This is a genomic window from Huintestinicola butyrica, from assembly GCF_025567215.1.
In the GTDB taxonomy this organism is placed as follows: domain Bacteria; phylum Bacillota; class Clostridia; order Oscillospirales; family Ruminococcaceae; genus Huintestinicola; species Huintestinicola butyrica.
Map to the genome: position 1 here is coordinate 268,211 of NZ_JAOQKB010000002.1, position 19,638 is coordinate 287,848.

The window sequence follows — 19,638 nt, forward strand, 5'->3', positions numbered from 1 at the left end:
GCAATTTTCAATTACCTGTCCGTAAATGCGGACAGGTAATTTGGTATAATAGGATAGAATTATTCGGACAGAAACGAGGTATAATATGCTGACATTTTTTTATGGTGGAACGGGAACAGGCAAATCCTATGCCATGATGGACAAAATAAAGCAGGCCGCCGAGAACGACAGAAAGGTCTGCGTAATAGTCCCCGATCAGTTCACCTTTGAATATGAGCATATGCTCTACAATCATCTGGGCTGTGCGCTGTTCAACAAAGGCAACACCGAGGTGTGGTCGTTCTCACGCCTTGCTGCGGATATCTTCCGCTGCACAAAGGCTCCCGAGGGCATGGGTGCGGATTCCACCGTAAAAACCGCCGTTATGTACAAGGTGATACGCCTTATATCGGAGCGTGAGGGACTTCTTTTCTTTGACAAGCAGGCAAAAAGGGCTTCCTTTGCAAACACCGCCCTTACCATGCTCAGCGAGCTTATCCACAGCGGCGTTACTCCCGAAGTTCTGGGCGAGATACTTAAAACCGCTCCCGACAATATGCGTGACAAACTCACCGACCTTTTTCTCATCTACTCGGAATATTCATCGGAGCTTGCAGCTCTCGGCATGAGGGATATTCTCCTTGATGCCCGACTTGCTGCCGATATGGCGGAGCAGAACGGCTATTTTAATGATATGTGCCTGTTTATGGACGAGTTCAAAAGCTTCACAGGCGACCAGTACAACATGATACGTGTAATGCTCTCCCAGTGTGCAGAGCTTACTGTCTGCATGACTTCCGACGACATTGGCAAAGGCGGTTTTGGCCCATTTACAGCGGTGAACGAGACCTGTGCAGGACTTTCCTCCATAGCCGCTGAACTTGGCAAAAAGATAAACAAGGTAAAGTTTGATGATAACAGGCGATACAAATCGGAAGAGCTTTTTGAGCTTTCAAAAAATCTTCTGCGGCTGCCCTCAAAGGCTTATAACGGTGACGGCGGCAATATCACTCTTGTGACTGCTCCCGATATCTACGGCGAGTGCGACTACATATGCGCCGCTATATGTGAGCTGACCGCTGCGGACAGATCTCTCAGATACAGCGATATCGCCGTTCTCAGCCGTGCCATGAACGACGATATTTCCGTGCTGGCTCCTCATTTTGAACGGTACAATATCCCCTATTATTCGGACAAGAAGCGCCCCGCAGGTCACAAGCCCCTTATGCTTATGGTAACGGCGGCGCTGGAGCTGGCAGCGGAGAAAAAGCCCTCCACCGAGGTGCTGCTCAGATATGCAAAGACAGGGCTTACTCAGGTTTCGGAAGAAGATATTGCCTACATTGAAAACTACTGCTACACATGGGACATTGACGGTTCCATGTGGCAGAGCGAATTTCCCGATGAAAAGGCAGAAGACATAAGGCTCCGCCTGCTTTCCCCCATAAACAGCCTGAAAAAAGCCTGCTCGGGAAAAACAGGTGCGCAGATATGCGACGCTCTCCGCAGCTTCATAGGCGAAACAGGCGCAGAAGAAAAGCTGCTTTCCTTTGAAGGCAAGTACATAACGGAAGCGGAGTCTGCGGCTCAGATACGTGAGAACCAGTGGCTGTGCAGCCAGCTGGACGAGATATTTGCAAGCCTTGAACAGGCGCTGACGGAAAAAATATCTCTCAATGATTTCCGTGATATTTTCATGCTCTCCGCCGAGAAAATAACCCTTGCCGCTCCCCCCGACGCACTGGACGGAGTTATCGCACAGCAGTCAGACCTTGCCCGTCTCACAAACCCCAAGATAGTTTTTGTAATGCACGCAAATGACGGAATTTTCCCCTTTATCACAGGGGAAAGCTCCACTTTCTCCGAACGTGAAAGAGAGTTCTTTAAAAAATCAGACTATGACCTTTCGGGCAGCATGAAAAAGCGCCTTGCAGAGGAACGCTTCAACGCATTCAAGGCGCTTTGCTCACCGTCTCACAGGCTTTTTGTATCATACTCCGAGGCGGATATTTCGGGTGCTTCCGTGTATCCCTCGCCGTATATCGAAAAGATATCCGCCTGCATACCGAACTGTCAAAGGATAAATACTTCCGACCTGGATATGCTGTATTTCTGCCGCACTCCACAATCGGCATATGCGGCGGCTTCCCAGAATTTTGACCCGTCAGACCCGGATTTCATCACTGTAAAGACCGAGCTTTGCAAGGATCCACTTTATGCAAAAAAATTCAGCTACATAGACAGGATAGACCTTACCACGGCTCATAAGATCGCAGATAAAAAGCTTATGAAAAAGCTGTACGGCGACACGCTGGAGCTTTCGGCATCACGGTTTGAGGATTTCAGCAAATGCCCGTTCATGTACTTCTGCAAAACGGGACTGAAGCTCTATCCCCTGCCGAAAATGGACCTTAACCCCATAAATCAGGGAAATATAATGCACATGTGCATGAAGGATATTTTTGAGGAAAACCGTGGGGAAAAATTTCTGAACATGACAACCGATGACCTCACCGCCAGCATTAAAAAATCGGTTGACGGCTACATTGCAAAAAATCTCAGCGGAAAATTTGCCAAGAAAAAAAGCTTCGGATTTTACCTTGACATCATGAACGACACCCTGCTCACCGCCCTTACCCATATGCAGGAGGAGCAGAGGGTATCACGCTTTGTACCCTCTGATTTTGAATATCCCGTAGGCGTAAAGGGCAGTGTAAAAAATTCTACGGTCACACCCGTTATCATCGAATGCGGCGAGGGGCTGAAAGTAAATTTCACGGGAACTGCCGACCGTGTTGATGAATTTACGGACGAAAACGGCATTATATACATTCGTATCCTTGACTACAAAACAGGCGTAAAGGACTTTATGAAAGAGCAGCTGGCACTGGGAATAAATATGCAGATGTTCTTCTATCTCTTTGCCCTCACCGATGAAAAGGGCGGCAGATACGGAGGCTGTGTTCCCGCAGGTGCGCTGTACATTCCGGTAAAATATCCCAAGTCCGCAGATGACCGCATGGCAGACGAAGCGAGCGCCGCCAAGTGCATCGACGACACCATGAAAATGCAGGGAGCTGTGCTTGACAGTCCCCTTATCATCAACGCCATGGAGGAGGACTGCCGGGGCAGGTTCATTCCCGTGACATTCAAGAAGGACGGAACCGTAAGCGCAAAGAGCAGTGTTATCAACAGCGATACCATGGAAAAGATAAAGGCGCTTGCCATAAAACAGATAGAGGACATGGGCAGGGCGGTTTACAGCGGAGATTTCCCCGCAAGCCCTCTGGAAAGCAAGAAGTACAAATGCACCATACCCTGCGGCTTCTGCGACTACAGGGAGATATGCGGCAATTATCCCGATCCCGTACCCAGGGATATTTCCGATATCGACTTTGAAATAAACGGTGAAAAGGAGTGAGAATATGCCGTCAGTAACATGGACAAAGGAACAGCTTGACGCTATTGAAGCAAAGGACAGGGCGATAGTTGTATCGGCGGCGGCAGGAAGCGGAAAGACTGCCGTACTGGTAGAAAAGCTGCTGAGAATACTTTCCGACAGGGAAAATCCCGTTCCTGCGGACAGGATAGCCGTTGTTACCTTTACAAACGATGCCGCCGCCCAGATGAAGCAGCGGCTTACATCTGCACTGGCTGCTGCCGCAGAGCTGGAGCCTGAGAATGAATGGCTCACCGCCCAGCAGGCGCTTATCCCCTCGGCAAAGATATCCACTATCCACTCCTTCTGTTTCAGCCTGATACGTGAAAATGCGGGCAGCCTTGACGTTGACTCTTCTTTCAGGGTGCTTGACCCTGCGGAGGACGATGTTATCGCCGCAAAGGCAGCGGAAAATGTCTTTGACGACTGGTTCGACCGCCGCCCCGATGACATGAAGCGCCTGACGGACTTTTTCTGCCCCGGTGCAAAGGATCAGCGGAGACTTGCGGCAATCATCCCCGAACTGCGGGACAATATCCTTGCCCTGCCGTTTCCTGCCGATTATATGGCTCAGGCGGCAGACCGCTACAAGGAGCCGCCCGAGCCTGAGGACGACAGCCTTATCAAGCTTTACACCGACTATGTTGTAAAGAAGCTGAAAGCCGCTGCCGCTCTTGAAGAGGAAGCATATGAGGACGCTGTGAACGAATACGGTTCCGACTGCGGCGGCATTGCAAAGATAAAGAAAAACATGGATATTTTCAGTGCGGAGGTCTCGAACATCATGTCAGCCGCCGACTGCATTTCCGACGACCCGTCGCTGCTTTTCACGGGAAAATTCTCCGTCAAATTTGACAAGGTGACTTTCTATTCCTCGGGCAGCGCAAAGGATGCTGACGGAAAAAAGATGGATATACAGTTCGACCAGACTGTCATTGACTCGGTCAAGGACAAGAGAAATGCCTGCAAGGCGGCTTTTGAAAAGTTCGGCGGAGAGTTCACCTATGAGGATATCAGAAGCGACTATATAATTCACGCCGAGATAAGCGAAAAGCTGTTCGGGCTGATGAACGACGTTTTTGCTGAGGAACGCAGACTGAAAAACGAAAAGAACGCTCTGGGCTTCTCCGATGCTGAGCAGATAGCCTGCTCACTGCTGTGCAGCCGACTGCCTGACGGAACTGTTGAAAAATCACCGCTGGCAAAGGAGCTTTCCGACTATTTTTCCATCGTGATGATCGACGAGTTTCAGGACTCCACGGCAGTTCAGGAGCTTATTTTCAGAATGATATCCAAGGACGGAACGGCAGTGATCCCAGGCAGGAATTTCTTTGCGGTGGGCGATGTAAAGCAGTCCATTTACCGTTTCAGGTGTGCCGACCCACGTATCTTTATGAAAAATATCGCCGACAGCGTTCCCTATTCGGAGGAAGGCAGCGAGCCTGCATATATCCTGCTGAACAGGAATTTCCGAAGCTCTCACCATGTGGTGGAGTTTGTCAATGCGGTTTTCAGGGTGATAATGTCAAAGCAGAACGGCGGCATTGATTACGGCGATGATGAAAGTCTTATCGAGGGTGCTTCCTGCGAGGACGATTTCGGCCCCACCGAGATAATAGAGCTGCCCGATATCGACAGCAGTGACGAGGACGAAAACGGCGACAGCCTCAGCATCGACCTTATTGAAGCAAGGTGCGTGGCGGCAAAGATAGCCCACCTTATAAAGGACGGAAAGCTCCACGACAAAAACGGCGAGCGCCCTGTGCGCCCCTCGGACATATGTATCCTTACACGAAACACCAGCACCGCTCCCCTGTTCATAAGCTGCCTTGAGGAGCTGGGTATAAGCGCATCGGGCGCTGCGGAGGAGAGCTATCTGGAGGCAAGGGAGATATCCGTGCTCATAAACCTGCTCAGGTGCATAGATAACCCAACGCTGGATATTCCTATGGCGGCGGTGCTAATGTCACCCATGTTCATGTTTTCCGCTGAGGATATGGCAAATATCCGATCGCTGAGAAGCTCTTCCGTTTTTGCTGATATTACGGCGGTAAGCTCGGGCAAGGGCACATCTGCGGCTCTGAAAAAGCAGTGCGATGAATTTCTCACCGTTTTCGGCACGCTGAGAGAATATGCCGCTGCCCACAGCGTTGAGGAGCTTATCGGATTTATCTACGACAAGACGGATTTTATGTCCGTCATAAGCATTTACAAGGACAGCCTTAAAAAGAAAGCCAATCTGCGGCTGCTGCCCGTTTATGCCGCAGACTATGACAAGAACGGCACAGGCGGTCTCAGCGGATTTGTCCGCAGGATAAACAATATGCTGGACAGCAGCAAGGATTTTGCGGCGGCATCTGCTGCCGTATCCTCCGAGGAAGCTGTCTCGGTAAAGACTATCCACAAGTCAAAGGGACTGGAATATCCGTTCATATTCCTCTGCCGCAGCTGGACAAAATTCAACCTTACTGACAAAAATCAGCGCATGGTGTTTGTATCCGATTACGGCACTGCTTTCAAGATAAGCGACCCGTCACGTCTCACGGCGTATGAGTCATTTCCAAGGCGTGCGCTGAGCCTTATCATGGAGAAAAATCAGCGTGATGAGGAAATGATGCTCCTTTACGTTGCCCTCACAAGAGCGAAAAACAAGCTGTTCATAACAAGACGTACCGATGAAAAATCCGCAAAGCACCGTGAGGAGATAATAGGCTTGCTGGAAAGCGGAAAGATCCGTCAGGAGGAAGCCGTAAGCGCTGGAATTTCCATGGCGGACTGGCTTGACGCAGCCATAGGGCTTTTCAAAAAGCATGACGATGTGTATTCTCTTGGAAGCTGTGACATGGTAATGACCGGGGCAGAGCTTTCCGAGGCGGAAGCGGCAGAGGAAAGCGAAACAAATCAGGCTGAATATTCCCCCGAACGTGCTGAGCTTTTCCGCAGCCTTATGTCCCATGAATATGACCTTACCCTCGCAAACACCGCTTCAAAGATAACCGTCAGCGAGATCGCCGAAAAGCATCTTATTCCCCCGAAAGCAATTTTCACCAAGGACAAAAGCAGACCTCAGGGAATATCCGCAGCTGCCGCAGGAACTGCCGTTCATGCGTTCATGCAATATGCAGACCTTCAAAAGCTGTACGCCGAGAAAGCTTCTCCCGACAATGCCATTGCCAAGGAAGCCCAACGGCTCTGCTCGCTGGGACTGCTGACGAAGATCCAGGCGGAATGTGCCGACAGCAGCGTGATAAGCGGCTTTTTGAACAGCGGGCTTTGCGGAAGAATGATGAATGCCGATGAAATATACAGAGAAAAGAAATTTCTGGTTAAAATTTCCGACTTAAACCTTGACGATAGTGATTTAATGGTTTATAATAGTACCGAGGGAATGCTTCAGGGCGTTGCAGACTGTGTGTTCAGAGAAGGCGGAAAATACGTGCTTCTGGACTACAAGACCGACCGCCGAGTTACCGAGGATATACTCCGTGAAAGGTATTCCCGCCAGCTTTCGCTTTATGCCCGTGCTCTTTCGATGATATTCGGGGAAAAGATAAGCGAGGGCTGCCTATATTCGTTTTCACTTGGCAAGGCCATTGGCATTGAATTAAAATAAAAAGGACTGATTTTAATGGAACAGACACCTAACCGCCGCAAGCCCGCTCCTAAGCCCAACAACGCACTGGGTTCACTGCTGGGATCAGTAGTGCTGGGCGTGTGCATCATCATCGCAGGCTCAACGGTAGCAGGCTCCGTAAAGAAGCTTACCGCAGCTGTGGAGGCTCAGACCTTTGCATCAAGCTATGCTTCTCCCTCCAACCTTACCGTAAGCAGCACTGCGGACAAGAAATATCTCACCGAGACCGAGGCTGCCGCTTACCTCAATATGCCTGTTGAGGAGATAAAGGCTGCCATCACAAAGGGAGAGATCGAGCAGTACGTAAAGACATCGAGCGGTTACACTATTTCCGTAGATCAGCTGGATACATTCTTCGGTCAGAAGGCTTATGATACCATGACCAGCAACAATTCTTCCGCTTCTGAGGAATAACCTATCCTTTAGGGGAGGGACATATGGATAACAGCATCAAGGTAAAGATAAACTATCACCCTGTGAACTTTATGCAAATAGCTCTGTGGATAATGATCCTTTTTGCTGTTCCGTGTTTTTGGCTCGCATCTTATTCTGATTCGTTTTCACTGCTCTTATTGGGTCTTGTTGCAGTGATACTTACGGCTGTAGTGGCAGGAGTTCTTTCAAGTGCAAAGGCTGCGGTGTATGCGAATGACGAAAAGCTGTGCCGGCGCTATTTGAATAAGGACAGCGTTATAATGCTTTCAGATGTCACGGAGATAAGCTATTCCGTTTGTATCGAACATCACGGCAGATACGCCGAACAGAGGCTTTTGCTCACCATAAAAACAAATGACGGAACAGTACATCAGTTAAATGATTCTTTATCAACAGAAAGCTTTGTCGCCGCACTTGATTCAGACGGCGAGACAAATATCCCGCTCATACAGCTTTACCGCTTCCTTGCGGAGCGTATGCCCGATAAAGCAAAGGGATATGTAAAGCAGGAGAAAAATGAGGCTGACATATAAGGGAACTCAAATATGACAATAAGGATAACACATCACCCGTTCAATTATAATTACGCAGCCATACCGATATCACTGGTCGTAGCTTTTATAGCCGTGCCTGCCTGTGCGGCATCGGGCAACATAACAGCAGCTGATATATGGCTGCTTATCGCTGCATTTGCAGCGCCTGCCGCAGCGGCCTGCGTGCTTATGCGTTTCCCCAAAGCCACACTCAGCTGTGACGGTGAAAAGCTTGATTTTCATTATCTGTGGATAAAAAAGTCCATTGCTCTCGGCGATATCAAGGCGGTGTGGTATTCCTACGGCAGGGAAAATCAGCGGTATTCACGCCTGGGCAGAATAATTCTCTGCGTAAAGACATATGACGGCAAAGAGCAAGATTTCAGCGATTACATAGACGCTGAGGATATACTGTCAAAGCTTGATAATATCACGAACTGCAATGTTCCTCTGCTTAATATGTACGGATATCTGGCGGAAACTTGCCCCGAAAAGGCAAAGGGATATATCAAAAACGACAAATTTGAGGAGTGAACGGCATGGGCATCGTAAGCATTGTAACTTCTGTTATATGCAAATCGTTAAGGAATGCAAATAAAAACAAAGTATGCACCTGTCCCCGATGCAAACACGCAATAAAAAGATATCCTGAACATATCGAAGAAAGAAGCGTTGACTCTCCCCTGCTGATACGCTGCCCGAGCTGCGGAAACATTGTCCATGACCCTCTTGCGGCGGAAATAGCGCTGCTTCCTCCCGAAAAAGCATTTATGGCAGCTGCAAACGGATATGCAGGGACATGGAAAGCAGAGCTTCAAAAGAACAAATATGCGCTGAGCCGCCTGAGAAAAAGTCTGGAACGACTGAACGCTGACGAGGAATATTTAAGGCAGATATTGTCACTTCAGGGAATGTCGCCCGACTGCTATTATGCGGTGTTCAACAGCGGCAGGCTCCGTTTCAATGCCCGAAGCGGCAATGAAGCCCCAAAAACTCTGACAGAGGAAGAGTATCTGCAAAGATTTTACAGATAAATGTGAGGGCTTTTACAGCAGAGAAGCACGTCTTTTGTGCAAAATGCGCATGGCAACGCTTGAAATTGCTTTCAAGTTGTCATATCATACAAACTTGTGATATCATATTGACAAAAGCATATGTGCATGATATAATACTTGAGTACGAAAAATAAAGCAGAGCTTCCGTTCTCACCGTACTGCAATGGCACGTTACGGTCAATAATTACAAATTTATTCCGCAGGCGTTATGTATGCGGAGTGGTTTTGAGATTATCGGCGGAGCTTATGCTCTGCCGTTTTTTATTTCACATTCATTTATAGTTTAATTTGATATTTTGGGGGTGCTCGCCATAGCTAACAAGGATAGCAAGGAGCTTCAAATCAATGAAGAAATCCGTGACAAGGAAATCAGAGTAATCGGTGCCGACGGAAGTCAGCTCGGTCTTATGTCCGCAAGGGACGCTCAGAAGCTTGCGGCAGAAAAGGATCTGGATCTGGTAAAAATTGCGCCTCAGGCTGTTCCGCCTGTATGCAAGATCATGGATTACGGCAAATATTGCTTTGAACAGGCTAAGCGTGAAAAGGAAGCAAGAAAAAATCAGAAGGTCGTTGATATCAAGGAGATCAGAATGTTCTCCACCATTGATACCCATGACTTTGATACAAAAACCGCTCAGGCAGTCAAGTTCCTGAAGGGCGGAGATAAGATCAAGGTTTCCGTTCGCTTCCGCAAGCGTGCCATTGCACATCCTCAGCTTGGCGAAGAGCTTCTTGACAAGTTCAAGGAAGCTTGTGCCGAGGCAGGCACCGTTGAGAAGCCGCCTAAAATGGAGGGAAGAGCGCTGGTTATGTTCGTTTCCCCCAAGGCTTCCAAGTAACCGCTGTTCAAATCATACTGTAAAAATAAAAGGGAGGATATTTCCATGCCAAAGCAGAAGACTCATTCCGGCGCTAAGAAGCGTTTCAAGCTCACCAAGAACGGTCTTGTTAAGTATCAGAAGACCAACAAGAGACACAGACTTACTCAGAAGGACCACAAGCGCAAGAGAATTGCCCGTAACATGGGCGTTGCAGGTTCCGCAAACGCAGCTACTCTCAGAGAGCTTATGCCTTACAAATAATAGGCGGCACCGGCGTTATATTTCAGAAGATTCAATAATACATTTGGAGGTATAATAATATGGCTCGTGTTAAGGGAGCAATGGCTACTCGCAAGAGAAGAAATAAAACATTAAAGCTTGCCAAGGGTTACTGGGGCGCAAAGAGCAAGCATTTCAAGATGGCTAAGGAAGCCGTAATGAAGTCCGGCAATTACGCTTACATCGGCAGACGCCTCAAGAAGCGTGATTTCAGACAGCTCTGGATCACCAGAATTTCCGCTGCTTGCAAGATGAACGGCATGAACTATTCTACATTCATGAACGGTCTCAAGAAGGCTGGCATCACTCTCAACAGAAAGATGCTTTCCGAAATCGCTATCAACGACGCAGCAGGTTTCACAGCACTTACTGAAAAGGCTAAGGCTGCTCTTTAATTTTCGTAAACAGGCTGTATCACAAAGGCGTATGTCTATGTGATACAGCTTTTTGTTTAAAATAGAGGTATTTATGACTGACTTTACTTTTATATCCTCGGCAGACAATGAGAAGATAAAGCTTTACAAAAGGCTCAGCGCCGATAAAAAGCTCCGCAGGAAAGAGCAGCTTTTTACCGTTGAGGGCGCACGTCTCACCGCCGACGCAGCCGCAGAAGCTATAGAGCTTCACTGTGTTTTCTTTACCGAAAACGCCCTGAAAAAATACAGTGAAGCTCTGGAGCTTCTTTTTTCAAAGTATAATAAAAAAACGTTTTCGATGATATCGGACGAGCTGGCGGCATCGCTTTCGGATACGCAGATGTCTCAGGGAATATTTGCCATATGCAGAATGCCCAAGTCCGACAATGCAGCTCAGTATGCAGAAATGAAGTCAGGCGGAAAATATATCATTCTGGATAATATCCAGGACCCCGGAAATATGGGAACTATGCTAAGGACTGCCGATGCCTGCGGAATTGACGCAATAATCACCTGCAACTGCTGCGATGTTTATAATCCCAAGACTGTCCGCTCGGCTATGGGCAGCCTTATGCGTGTGAATATCATTGACGATGATATTTACAATGCAGTGCTGAACCTTAAAAAAGCGGGTATTGCAGTTTATGCGGCTGTTATCGACAGCAGCGCCGTTTCTCTCACAGAATGCGATTTTTCAAAGGGCGGCGCAGTTATGATAGGAAACGAGGGCAACGGTCTCCCCAGTGAGCACTCGGCACTGGCAGATGTACCTCTTACAATAAAAATGCACGGCACCATAAATTCCCTTAACGCCGCCATGGCTGCGGGAATAATCATGTGGGAGCTGTCAAAGGCGTAAGCTGAAAAGGAGTCAGGATATGAACGCTTCCGATACCGCTTATTACAGCAGGCTTTACAGAATATGGTCAGTGGCTGCTTTCGGTGCAGGCTCACGGCTGCTTGCGGAGCTTTCCGAGCGCTTTGACAGCGGCGAAGAGCTTTACTGCGCTTTCAAAGACGGCGCAAAGGGACTTCCGAATGAAGCTGTGAGGGCTGCAAACGACGTTACCCTTTCCGCTGCGGAAAAAATAATGGAATTCTGCTCCAAGAAAAATATCCGGATAGTCACAAGAGACGAGGAGCTTTATCCCGACAGGCTGCGGCACATTTATGCTCCCCCTGCCGTTCTTTTTTACAGGGGCGATATCTCGGGGATAGACGACAGGCTGAGCATAGGAATAGTCGGAGCAAGAAAGGCTTCCGAATACAGCCTTAAGGTTGCGGCGGGCATTGCCCGAGTTCTTGGCAGGCAGGGCTTTGATATTATAAGCGGATTTGCCGAGGGCATCGACATCTGCGCTCATACCCATGCCATCGAAAGCGGCGCAAAGACCTATGCCGTGCTGGGTGCGGGAATAGATTACGATTATCCCAAGCCAAACTCCAAGTACCGTGACGCTGTTATTGAAAACGGAGCGCTCATCACCGAATGTGTTCCCGGAACATTTCCCGCACAGCCGAATTTCATTAAAAGAAACCGAATACTTGCGGGGCTGTCCATGTCGGTGGCGGTCATTGAAGCAGGAGAAAGAAGCGGCTCGCTGAACTCCGCCTCACACGCCACATCTCAGGGAAAAACGGTGTTTGCCGTTCCGCCCTGCGACATATTTGACCAGAGGTACAAGGGAAACACGGAGCTTATCCGTGAGGGCGCTGTTCCGCTTATGGGTGCCAGGGACATTTTCAGCGAATACTGTATGAATATACCGCATACAATAGTCGAAAATGAACGCATCTTCGAGAAGATAGAAGCCCTCAACCGTTTCTGCGATGACGCTTTTGAGGCGGCAAGCAGGCAGCAGGAAAATGATAAAAAGGATAAGAAGCCTGCAAAGTCCAAGCCCGAAATGCCTGCGGAAGCTGAGCCTGAGGATAATCCCAAATCGCTTTCCGAAGAGGAAATAGAGGCGGCAGGCGGTGATGATATCCAAAGAAAAATACTTACGGCAATAAACGCTGCACCCATGCGTGCGGACGATATTGCACGGGAGATATCCGAAAATATCGACGACATTCTTACAGCTCTTACAGAGCTTGAAATAATGGGAACGGTAACTGCCGAGGGCGGCGTTTACCGCATCTCATAAAAAGTGTGGAAAGATTCTGAGAAAGGAATGATTGAACATATGTCCAATCTTGTAATAGTTGAGTCGCCTGCAAAGGCAAAGACAATAAAGAAATATCTGGGTCCCAATTACGAGGTAATGGCTTCCATGGGTCATGTCCGTGACCTGCCGAAATCCAAGCTCAGCGTTGATGTTGACAACGGCTTCAAACCCGTTTATGTGCCCATGAAGGACAAGGAAGAAGTAATATCCTCGCTGAAAAAAGAAGCCTCCCACTCCGACACCGTTTATCTCGCAACGGACCCTGACCGTGAGGGAGAAGCAATCTCATGGCATCTGGCGCAGCTGCTGGATATTCCCCTTAACGCTCCCGTGAGAGTTACATTCAACGAGATAACAAAATCAGGCGTTGAGTACGGTATGGAGCACCCCCGCTCCATCGACCTTGATCTGGTGAATGCTCAGCAGGCAAGGCGTATCCTTGACAGAATAGTTGGTTACAAGCTGTCTCCGTTCCTTTGGAAGAAAGTCCGCAGAGGTCTTTCCGCAGGACGTGTGCAGTCTGTAGCCGTTAAGATGATAGTTGACCGTGAAAAGGAAATAAATGCTTTCAAGCCCGAGGAATACTGGTCAATAGAAGCGAAGATGACAGCCCCTTCCTCCAAAAAGCAATTTGACGCTGTTTTCACAGGGATTGACGGAAACAAGACCGAACTTCACTCCAAGGAAGAGACCGATAAGGTACTTGAAAAGATAAACGGCGCTGAGTTCAAGGTAACAGGCGTAAAGAAATCTGTAAGAAGAAAGTCCCCTGCCGCACCCTTTACCACATCTACAATGCAGCAGGAAGCCTCAAAGAAGCTTGGCTTCCAGACTTCAAAGACAATGAGAGCCGCTCAGCAGCTTTATGAAGGCGTTGAGATCGAGGGCATGGGTGCTGTGGGTCTTATCACCTACATGAGAACAGACAGCCTGAGAATTTCCGACGAGGCAAGGGCTGCGGCTTACAAATACATTGAGGGAGCATACGGCAAAAATTATCTACCTGCGTCTCCTAAGATATACAAGTCCAAGGCAGGCGCACAGGACGCTCACGAAGCTATACGTCCCTCTACCCCCGAGATTACTCCAGAAAGAGTCAAGGACAGCCTTACTGCCGAGCAGTACAAGCTTTACAAGCTCATCTGGGAAAGATTTATCGCAAGCCAGATGGCAAACGCTCTGCTGGATACCGTTTCCGTTGATATCGACGCAAACGGCTGCGGCTTCAAGGCAACAGGCTTTTCCGTCAAGTTCGACGGCTTCACCGTGCTGTATGAGGAGTCCAAGGACGATGAGGAAAACAAGGTGCTTCCCGTTATCAATGAGGGCGATGTGCTGAAGCTCAAAAACATTGAGGGCAAGCAGCACTTCACTCAGCCTCCCGCACGATACACCGAAGCATCATTCATCAAGGCGCTGGAAGAAAACGGCATAGGCAGACCTTCCACATATGCGCCTACCATTTCAACGATAATCAACCGCTTCTATGTTGAGCGTGACGGCAAGCAGCTGAAGCCCACAGGTCTGGGCGAAGTTACCACTGACCTGCTGAAAGACCATTTCAAGCAGATAGTCGATACCAAGTTCACTGCCTCCATGGAAAGCAGCCTTGATAAGGTCGAGCTGGGCGAAAAGGACTGGGTTGAAACTCTGGAGGACTTCTACAAGGATTTTGACGCTACCCTGAAAAAGGCTGAGGTGGCTATGGACGGCAAGCGTGTCAAAGTCCCCGATGAGGAGACCGACGAGGTGTGCGATGTTTGCGGAAAGCCCATGGTAATAAAGATAGGCAGATTCGGAAGATTCCTTGCCTGCTCAGGCTTCCCCGAGTGCACAAACACAAAGAAGATAATCAAGCCCACAGGCGGCGTTTGCCCCAAGTGCGGCAAAAAGGTGCTCCAGAAAAAGTCCAAGAAGGGCAAGAAATATTTTGGCTGCGAGGACAATCCCACCTGCGATTTTATGACATGGGATACTCCCGTTTCGGACAAGTGCCCCAAGTGCAACGACGGCACTACCCTTTTCAAAAAGGGCGGAAAGCTGTTCTGCCTGAAAGAGGGCTGCGGCTATGAAACTGTTATCAAAAAGGAAAAATAATCTTTATGAATAATAAGCTTACTGTTATCGGCGCAGGCTTTGCAGGGTGCGAGGCGGCATGGGCGGCGGCTGAACGGGGTGTAAAGGTGGAGCTTTACGAGATGAAGCCCAAGAAGTTCTCACCTGCTCACAAATATAACGGATTTGCGGAGCTTGTCTGCTCCAATTCGCTGAAAGCCTCCCGTGTAAATTCTGCGGCGGGACTGCTGAAGGAAGAGATGCGCAGGCTGGGTTCGCTGACAGTTCCCTGTGCGGAAGAAACAGCCGTTCCCGCAGGCGGTGCACTGGCGGTGGACAGAGAAAAATTTTCCGACCTTGTTACCGAAAAGGTTCGCTCTCACCCCAACATCACTGTTATAAACGAAGAGATAGAAGCTGTTCCCACAGAGGGATATGCGGTGATTGCCAGCGGCCCTCTTACAGCGGGAAAACTGGCGCAGAGCATATCAGAGCTGTGCGGCGGATATCTCAGCTTCTTTGATGCGGCAGCTCCGATAGTTACCGCCGAATCCATCGACATGACCAAGGCATTCTCCGCCGCAAGATACGGCAGAGGGGGCGACGATTACATCAACTGCCCCTTTGACAAGGAAGAATACCTGAGATTTTACAACGAGCTGATAAATGCTGAGTCAGCTCCCGTTCATGACTTTGACCGTCCCGAAAATTCAAAGGACGACTTCACCGTTTACGAGGGCTGTATGCCTGTTGAAGTGCTGGCAAAGCGTGGCGAGGACGCTGTTCGCTATGGTGCAATGAAGCCTGTGGGGCTTACCGACCCACGTTCGGGAAAGCGCCCATATGCGGTAGTTCAGCTGAGGCGTGAGAATGAAAGCGGCACTATGTACAATCTGGTGGGCTTTCAGACAAACCTGAAATTTCCCGAGCAGAAAAGAGTTTTCTCGCTTATACCCGGGCTTGAAAATGCGGAATTTGTCCGCTACGGCGTAATGCACCGCAACTCGTTCATCAACTCCCCAAAGCTCCTGAACGCCGACTTTTCCATGAGGAGCCGCCCCGAAATATTCTTCGGCGGTCAGATAACAGGCGTTGAGGGCTATATGGAGTCCGCCGCATCCGGCATCATTGCGGGAATAAATGCGGTAAGGAAAATGAACGGTCAGTCCCCTCTCATACTCCCGAGAGAGACAATGATAGGCGGTCTTGGCGCATATATCTCCGACAAGACTGTGACGAATTTTCAGCCCATGGGCGCAAATATGGGAGTACTTCCCGATATCGGCGTGCGCATAAAGGACAAGCAGGCAAGATATCAGGCTGTTGCCGACAGGGCGCTGGAGGCTTTTGACAACTATATCTCAGAAAATAAGAACTGATACGCAATGACCCATATGGTAATAAGGTGTGAGACTTCAAAAAAGGACAAAAACGCTCTTACTCTGAGCACCATGCTCAGAAGCCCGTTTTTGTTCATATGCTGCGTGTTTTTCCTTGCGGTCCTGCCTGTGATGCAGCTTGTAGCATTTGCGGCAAGAGGGACAATAAGCCCTGTTCTGCTGCTGTATGTTATTGCGCTTGCGGCAATGCTTTTTGTCACAATAAAGCAGGACGGCGCAGATTTTGCGGGAGTTGCGGAATACACCTTTTCCGATAATAATTTCACCGTTAAAAACGAACAGGGAACCTGCACGACGGAATATTCGGCGATATATGCGGTAAGGGAAAATAAGAAATATTTCTATCTTATGCCAAGCAAATATGCGGCATATATCCTGCCAAAGAAATATCTTACCGCTGATGAGGGCAGCAGGCTCAGAGATATCTTTTCATCAAAGCTCAAAGGCAGAAAGAGCGATGACTGTTTTCAGGGAAAAAGTGCCGATGGCATAATATCATTCGGTAAAGCCGAAAGTGAAGTATCATTCAATATTTCGGACAAGTTCCCGTCGGAAGCGGCGAGAGCAACCCTGCTCAATATTCCCACAGCAGTGAAAATATTCTACACATTCATGCTTACAGTGCTTATACTTTGGAAGCTGTCCATTGTGTTTGCCATAGCAGTGTCGCTTCTCTGTCTGGGAATTGCGCTGATATCCAATCTGTGCAAAACGGCTGCCGATATAAAAAACAGGATAACTGACAGCACCGCCACATACAGATTTTCCGGCATCGGCTTTGAATGTATCATCGGCGAAAATGCGTCGGAGGTTTTATATTCTGATATAAAGGATATAAAAAAGCAAGGCTCGGCTGCGATCATCACAAGAAAAAGCGGCAGGAAAATTATTCTGCCCGCCACAGACGAAATTTACAGCAGGATAAAAAAGACGGAGGGGTAATATGAGCGAACCTGTTTTCAGCGGTTCTTCGGAGATAAGCAAAAACGACCTTAAAGAATGTGCCGTGCTTACCGCTTTCGGAAATGTCACGGGAACGATAATAAAGCTTGTCACCGGCTTTATGCTGGCACTTGCCGTGTTGTTCCTCATAGCATTTATGCTCCCCAATGTCAGCCGTGAAAACTCTGCCGCATATATGAGAATTGCCGTTATGTGTCTTATCCCTGTTGTTTTCACGGCAGTTTTCAAGCACAAGATAATAAGCGGCAAGGTGAATGCTCCCATAAATCAAAATGTCCATGCGCAGGTCAGGCTTTATGAGGACAGCCTGGAATATTCCACAGAATATGTTGCCCTCAGCGCAAAGTATTCCGATGTGAAAAAGCTCCACATGGGCAAATATTCAATGGTGCTGGAGCTAAACGGAGCGGACAGCATAATGATACCTCTGCGGTGCTTCGGGTGGAATAATTACAAGGCCGCCTGCGAATTTCTCCGCAAAAAGCTGCGTGAACAGGGGGTATGACATATGAACACTGTGAATGATATGGGCACTCCCCTTTTCTGCACCGAGGACAGGCAGTGCATGGGAAACAGAAATTCCCTGAAAAAGAGCCTTGTCTTTGTTGGGATAATATATCTTGTCTGCGCTGCGGTCATAGCTTTGTCCGCCGTAAAAAGCGGCAATGATCCCATATCGGGCGTGATTATCCTCACCGCTTTTACGGGCATTATGACTGCCGACATGATATTCAAAGCAAAGCAGTCCACCGACCGCAACTACAATGTGTTCTATTTCTATGACAGCTGCTACATAAACATCGACAGGCTGTCAAGGACTGCGGTGCCTTACGATCTTATCATAAAAGCCGCAGAAACAAAGGACGCTTTTGTTATATACATTGAACCCATGCGCAAGCACATTATACTTAAAGAGACTGTTTCTAAGGAGGCTGCCGATGAACTCAGCCGCTTCCTCAGTTCAAAAATAAAAAAGTACAAACGCATATGAAAGGAAATGATAGTATGAATATAATCGTTGACGCATTCGGCGGAGACAACGCACCTTTAGCTGTTATTGAGGGCGCTGCAAGGGCTGTGGCAGAGCTTGGCGTTGAGATAACTCTCACAGGAAATGAGAAGATAATCAGGGAGACTGCCGAGAAAAACAACCTGAGCCTTGACAAGATATCCATTATACATACCGAGTCTGTTATTGATATCCACGAGGAGCCTACCGAGATAATCAAGAGCAGAAAGGACTGCTCCATGGCTGTGGGCTTACAGGCTCTGGCTGACGGCAAGGGCGACGCTTTTGTTTCCGCAGGAAGCACAGGTGCGCTGGTGGTCGGCTCCACATTTATCGCAAAGAGACTTAAAGGAATAAAGCGCCCCGCTCTTGCGCCTATCCTCCCCACCGCAAACGGTCATCTTATACTGATGGACGGCGGCGCTAACGTTGACTGCCGCCCCGAGATGCTCATGCAGTTCGGTATCATGGGCAGCTGCTACATGGAAAAGGTAATGGGCGTAAAGTCCCCCAAGGTAGGTCTGCTGAATGTCGGCGCAGAGGACACTAAGGGCCGTGAGCTTGACAAGGAAGCTTACAAGCTCCTTAAAGATGCTCCCGTTAACTTCTACGGCAACCTTGAAGCAAGAGAGATGCCCAAGGGTGTTTGTCAGGTTGCTGTATCCGATGGATTTACAGGAAATATCGCACTGAAGCTTTACGAGGGCATGGGCTCATTCTTTGCAGGCGAGCTTAAAGGAATGCTCACCGACGGTCTCAGCGGAAAACTGGCGGCTCTGCTCATAATGAAAAAGGTAAAGGCTTTCAAGAAGAAGCTGGACTACACCGAGGTAGGCGGCGGCGTTCTCATGGGCGTTTCAAAGCCTGTTATCAAGGCACACGGAAGCTCCAACGGAAAGGCATTTTACAACGCTATCCGTCAGGCTAAGAAGTGCGTTGACGGAAAGGTCATCGAAGAAATTTCCCGTTCTCTTGAAGCTGTAAAGAAGCAGGACGCAGAGGCGTAAAAGGAGAAGCATATGACCGAAAAGGGAAAAATGCTGGCAAGAAAGCTCTATGACCCATCGGACAAGGAGCTTTCCGACCTGAGAATAAAGGCTCACAAGCTGAGCAAAATGTTTAATGACACCTTTGAGGACGAGAAAGAAAAGCGTGCCGAGATAATCAGAGAGCTTGTACCCGATATGGGCGAAAACGGCGAGCTTTACGACCTTGAATACGGCAAGCCCATAACTATAGGAAACAACTGCCGGATAGCCGCAAATGTTACCATTACAGGCGGAATTACCATCGGAAACGGCTGTGTTATCGGCGCAGGCAGCGTGGTAACAAGGTATATCCCCGACAACTGCCTTGCGGCGGGAAATCCATGCCGTGTGATACGTGAGATAACCGACAGGGACGATATCATTCTTAAAAAGGAACTTCTGTAAGGAAGAAAGGAGGCACACG

At 48.7% G+C, this 19,638-nt stretch carries 18 protein-coding genes; all 18 read left to right on the forward strand.

Annotated features, from left to right (window positions below):
* Nucleotides 1–85 precede the first annotated feature (85 nt).
* Nucleotides 86–3,400, forward strand: a complete 3,315-nt coding sequence (locus OCV68_RS03425) for a PD-(D/E)XK nuclease family protein (protein ID WP_262570747.1) — start codon at nucleotides 86–88, stop codon at nucleotides 3,398–3,400.
* Between the two features lie 4 nt (nucleotides 3,401–3,404).
* Entirely contained in the window at nucleotides 3,405–7,031 is a 3,627-nt protein-coding gene (locus OCV68_RS03430; protein ID WP_262570749.1) for a UvrD-helicase domain-containing protein, read from the forward strand.
* Nucleotides 7,032–7,046: 15 nt separating this feature from the next.
* On the forward strand, nucleotides 7,047–7,466 hold the full coding sequence (locus OCV68_RS03435; RefSeq protein ID WP_262570751.1) for a MerR family transcriptional regulator: 420 nt from the start codon (nucleotides 7,047–7,049) through the stop codon (nucleotides 7,464–7,466).
* A 23-nt stretch (nucleotides 7,467–7,489) separates the two neighbouring features.
* Nucleotides 7,490–8,020: a hypothetical protein gene (locus tag OCV68_RS03440; protein WP_262570754.1), complete on the forward strand. Its 531-nt coding sequence runs from the start codon at nucleotides 7,490–7,492 to the stop codon at nucleotides 8,018–8,020.
* Between the two features lie 12 nt (nucleotides 8,021–8,032).
* Entirely contained in the window at nucleotides 8,033–8,554 is a 522-nt protein-coding gene (locus tag OCV68_RS03445; protein WP_262570757.1) for a hypothetical protein, read from the forward strand.
* A gap of 5 nt (nucleotides 8,555–8,559) precedes the next feature.
* Nucleotides 8,560–9,054: an Rcat domain-containing protein gene (locus OCV68_RS03450; protein ID WP_262570759.1), complete on the forward strand. Its 495-nt coding sequence runs from the start codon at nucleotides 8,560–8,562 to the stop codon at nucleotides 9,052–9,054.
* A gap of 317 nt (nucleotides 9,055–9,371) precedes the next feature.
* Complete coding sequence (gene infC / locus OCV68_RS03455; RefSeq protein WP_147621155.1) at nucleotides 9,372–9,914, forward strand: translation initiation factor IF-3; 543 nt, start codon at nucleotides 9,372–9,374, stop codon at nucleotides 9,912–9,914.
* 45 nt (nucleotides 9,915–9,959) lie between these two features.
* On the forward strand, nucleotides 9,960–10,157 hold the full coding sequence (gene rpmI, locus OCV68_RS03460; protein WP_022474285.1) for a 50S ribosomal protein L35: 198 nt from the start codon (nucleotides 9,960–9,962) through the stop codon (nucleotides 10,155–10,157).
* Nucleotides 10,158–10,216: 59 nt separating this feature from the next.
* Nucleotides 10,217–10,570: a 50S ribosomal protein L20 gene (rplT, locus tag OCV68_RS03465; RefSeq protein ID WP_022474284.1), complete on the forward strand. Its 354-nt coding sequence runs from the start codon at nucleotides 10,217–10,219 to the stop codon at nucleotides 10,568–10,570.
* Between the two features lie 73 nt (nucleotides 10,571–10,643).
* Nucleotides 10,644–11,450, forward strand: coding sequence for a TrmH family RNA methyltransferase (locus OCV68_RS03470; RefSeq protein ID WP_262570764.1), 807 nt, complete (start codon nucleotides 10,644–10,646; stop codon nucleotides 11,448–11,450).
* Nucleotides 11,451–11,469: 19 nt separating this feature from the next.
* Entirely contained in the window at nucleotides 11,470–12,738 is a 1,269-nt protein-coding gene (dprA, locus tag OCV68_RS03475) for a DNA-processing protein DprA (RefSeq protein ID WP_262570767.1), read from the forward strand.
* A 39-nt stretch (nucleotides 12,739–12,777) separates the two neighbouring features.
* A complete protein-coding gene (topA, locus tag OCV68_RS03480; RefSeq protein WP_022474281.1) occupies nucleotides 12,778–14,856 on the forward strand; it encodes a type I DNA topoisomerase in 2,079 nt (692 codons plus the stop codon).
* A 5-nt stretch (nucleotides 14,857–14,861) separates the two neighbouring features.
* Entirely contained in the window at nucleotides 14,862–16,193 is a 1,332-nt protein-coding gene (gene trmFO / locus OCV68_RS03485; protein ID WP_262570771.1) for a methylenetetrahydrofolate--tRNA-(uracil(54)-C(5))-methyltransferase (FADH(2)-oxidizing) TrmFO, read from the forward strand.
* A 15-nt stretch (nucleotides 16,194–16,208) separates the two neighbouring features.
* A complete protein-coding gene (locus tag OCV68_RS03490) occupies nucleotides 16,209–17,156 on the forward strand; it encodes a YcxB family protein (RefSeq protein WP_262570772.1) in 948 nt (315 codons plus the stop codon).
* Nucleotide 17,157: 1 nt separating this feature from the next.
* Complete coding sequence (locus tag OCV68_RS03495) at nucleotides 17,158–17,682, forward strand: YcxB family protein (RefSeq protein ID WP_262570773.1); 525 nt, start codon at nucleotides 17,158–17,160, stop codon at nucleotides 17,680–17,682.
* Between the two features lie 3 nt (nucleotides 17,683–17,685).
* The gene (locus tag OCV68_RS03500; RefSeq protein ID WP_022474277.1) at nucleotides 17,686–18,168 is read left to right on the forward strand and encodes a YcxB family protein; all 483 of its coding nucleotides are present in this window, start codon (nucleotides 17,686–17,688) and stop codon (nucleotides 18,166–18,168) included.
* A 14-nt stretch (nucleotides 18,169–18,182) separates the two neighbouring features.
* The gene (gene plsX / locus OCV68_RS03505; protein ID WP_262570774.1) at nucleotides 18,183–19,193 is read left to right on the forward strand and encodes a phosphate acyltransferase PlsX; all 1,011 of its coding nucleotides are present in this window, start codon (nucleotides 18,183–18,185) and stop codon (nucleotides 19,191–19,193) included.
* A 12-nt stretch (nucleotides 19,194–19,205) separates the two neighbouring features.
* A complete protein-coding gene (locus tag OCV68_RS03510; RefSeq protein WP_262570776.1) occupies nucleotides 19,206–19,619 on the forward strand; it encodes a maltose acetyltransferase domain-containing protein in 414 nt (137 codons plus the stop codon).
* Nucleotides 19,620–19,638 lie beyond the last annotated feature (19 nt).

Bases quoted from the DNA above. Each gene is read 5' to 3' on its own strand.
- OCV68_RS03425 (WP_262570747.1), top strand. From the start codon at position 86: ATGCTGACATTTTTTTATGGTGGAACGGGAACAGGCAAATCCTATGCC.
- OCV68_RS03430 (WP_262570749.1), top strand. From the start codon at position 3,405: ATGCCGTCAGTAACATGGACAAAGGAACAGCTTGACGCTATTGAAGCA.
- OCV68_RS03435 (WP_262570751.1), top strand. From the start codon at position 7,047: ATGGAACAGACACCTAACCGCCGCAAGCCCGCTCCTAAGCCCAACAAC.
- OCV68_RS03440 (WP_262570754.1), top strand. From the start codon at position 7,490: ATGGATAACAGCATCAAGGTAAAGATAAACTATCACCCTGTGAACTTT.
- OCV68_RS03445 (WP_262570757.1), top strand. From the start codon at position 8,033: ATGACAATAAGGATAACACATCACCCGTTCAATTATAATTACGCAGCC.
- OCV68_RS03450 (WP_262570759.1), top strand. From the start codon at position 8,560: ATGGGCATCGTAAGCATTGTAACTTCTGTTATATGCAAATCGTTAAGG.
- rpmI (WP_022474285.1), top strand. From the start codon at position 9,960: ATGCCAAAGCAGAAGACTCATTCCGGCGCTAAGAAGCGTTTCAAGCTC.
- rplT (WP_022474284.1), top strand. From the start codon at position 10,217: ATGGCTCGTGTTAAGGGAGCAATGGCTACTCGCAAGAGAAGAAATAAA.
- OCV68_RS03470 (WP_262570764.1), top strand. From the start codon at position 10,644: ATGACTGACTTTACTTTTATATCCTCGGCAGACAATGAGAAGATAAAG.
- dprA (WP_262570767.1), top strand. From the start codon at position 11,470: ATGAACGCTTCCGATACCGCTTATTACAGCAGGCTTTACAGAATATGG.
- topA (WP_022474281.1), top strand. From the start codon at position 12,778: ATGTCCAATCTTGTAATAGTTGAGTCGCCTGCAAAGGCAAAGACAATA.
- trmFO (WP_262570771.1), top strand. From the start codon at position 14,862: ATGAATAATAAGCTTACTGTTATCGGCGCAGGCTTTGCAGGGTGCGAG.
- OCV68_RS03490 (WP_262570772.1), top strand. From the start codon at position 16,209: ATGGTAATAAGGTGTGAGACTTCAAAAAAGGACAAAAACGCTCTTACT.
- OCV68_RS03495 (WP_262570773.1), top strand. From the start codon at position 17,158: ATGAGCGAACCTGTTTTCAGCGGTTCTTCGGAGATAAGCAAAAACGAC.
- OCV68_RS03500 (WP_022474277.1), top strand. From the start codon at position 17,686: ATGAACACTGTGAATGATATGGGCACTCCCCTTTTCTGCACCGAGGAC.
- plsX (WP_262570774.1), top strand. From the start codon at position 18,183: ATGAATATAATCGTTGACGCATTCGGCGGAGACAACGCACCTTTAGCT.
- OCV68_RS03510 (WP_262570776.1), top strand. From the start codon at position 19,206: ATGACCGAAAAGGGAAAAATGCTGGCAAGAAAGCTCTATGACCCATCG.